The organism is Bacillus sp. MYb209 (genome assembly GCF_002975175.1).
Classification (GTDB): domain Bacteria; phylum Bacillota; class Bacilli; order Bacillales; family Bacillaceae_G; genus Bacillus_A.
Genome location: NZ_PCNZ01000120.1, coordinates 1 through 1,483, shown reverse-complemented (window position 1 = coordinate 1,483; position 1,483 = coordinate 1). Strand labels below are relative to the sequence as shown.

Genomic DNA, 1,483 nt, shown 5'->3' with positions numbered 1-1,483 from the left:
AAATTGGTATGATTTAGGTATCACTTCAAGGAGGTCATTACATGAGTTACGATACTATTGCTTCGTTACAACGTATGGAGCAATTAGAGCAAGCTCAAGCTGCACCTGGGAAACGTTTAGTTTTAAAACGAGTAACTCCTAAAGTAGATATTGTTATTTTAGTTACTACTTTTCTATTAGCTGTTCCAACACTTACACTTTCAATATGGATATGGGCCACTTATTTTTCAATCAAGGAATTTACGTTGAAAACATATTTAGTGAAAAACGTTGCAACGGGCGAACAATTCTATGTGGAGAAACAAGACTTCAAACAATATAAGAGAAGTTTAAAGAATAAGGGAAAACAAGTTAGAAGAATATCTGATTTGTAATAAATAAAAAAAGCCGTCATAATGACGGCTCTTGTTTTTACTTAATAGTTACATGTTCCTCACGAATCCAACGATTACCACCAATATCTATTGCGTCGCCAACTCTTCCCCAAATACGATAAGGAGTAGAACCGTCAATATTTCCAACATGGTTAATACATTCTGGCTCACTATGAACTGCAATCCCCCAACCTACAGGATATTTAGAATGCGCATAGAACCATTTCACATCAAAATGTTTTAGGTAAGCCCACTGCTTTTCATTCCCAAGGCAGATCATGTCTTTTTCTCCACCACCCCAGTATCCTTTCTGGATTAAGTAAGGGATTTTTTGTGTAATACGTCCAGCAAAAATAGGATCAGCAGGATTTTCATATAGATTCACACCATAGCCATTATCGTATTTTGATGTTGCATGCCCAATTCCCTCTTTTTGAATAGGCTGAATTGGATCAATTGGGTTAATTGGATTTAGTTCATTACCACCAATAAACCAAGATAATGGCTTGTCTCCATTTAGAACATTTAAGTCAACTTTTCCTACACCATCAAGCCAACCGCCTGTTTCTCCGTCTGCATATTGCCATAGATCACACGCAAAGGCTGGTTTATTACTTCCATAACGAGGAATCCACAAGAAGTCTGCTTTTACCTTATTTAAACCATATTGATTGTACATATGATGTGATACATAAAATCCGACTTTCCAACCTGCCGCTTTACATGTATCAATAAAAGCTTGAGAAGCAGCTGCTAGATTGTCGGGGCCACAACTTTTTAATGTATCATCCTCACAATCCAGCACTAAGAATTTAGCATTTAAATTTGTTCTTTTCATAAAATCGTTCGCTTCCACAATTGCATCATTAACAGAAACATAGCATCCATACGCATAGGCAGCATGTGGAATGCCACGTTTCTCTAATTGCGCTACATGTTGTTTATATAATCCATCTACTGTATCTGATCCATATTGAACACGGCAAATCGCTAAACTAATTTGAGGAGCTAATACATCCCAATTAATACTGTCATTCCATTTTGAAATATCGATAATATGTTTTTTCATTATTGAACATCTCCCTTTTTATCTTCTTGTTTTTGTTTAC

Annotated in this window: 2 protein-coding genes; one reads left to right on the top strand and one right to left on the bottom strand. The window is 36.0% G+C overall.

The features are described 5' to 3' along the window. The first annotated feature begins 41 nt into the window (after positions 1-41). Positions 42-374: a hypothetical protein gene (locus CQZ94_RS30685; protein WP_105588431.1), complete on the top strand. Its 333-nt coding sequence runs from the start codon at positions 42-44 to the stop codon at positions 372-374. 37 nt (positions 375-411) lie between these two features. On the opposite strand, the gene CQZ94_RS30680 is transcribed toward CQZ94_RS30685, so the two are convergent. Continuing rightward, positions 412-1,443 carry a GH25 family lysozyme gene (locus CQZ94_RS30680; RefSeq protein ID WP_105588430.1) on the bottom strand — a complete coding sequence of 344 codons (1,032 nt, stop codon included), beginning with the start codon at positions 1,441-1,443 and terminating at the stop codon, positions 412-414. Between the last annotated feature and the right edge of the window lie 40 nt (positions 1,444-1,483).

Bases quoted from the DNA above. Each gene is read 5' to 3' on its own strand.
- CQZ94_RS30685 (WP_105588431.1), top strand. From the start codon at position 42: ATGAGTTACGATACTATTGCTTCGTTACAACGTATGGAGCAATTAGAG.
- CQZ94_RS30680 (WP_105588430.1), bottom strand. From the start codon at position 1,443: ATGAAAAAACATATTATCGATATTTCAAAATGGAATGACAGTATTAAT.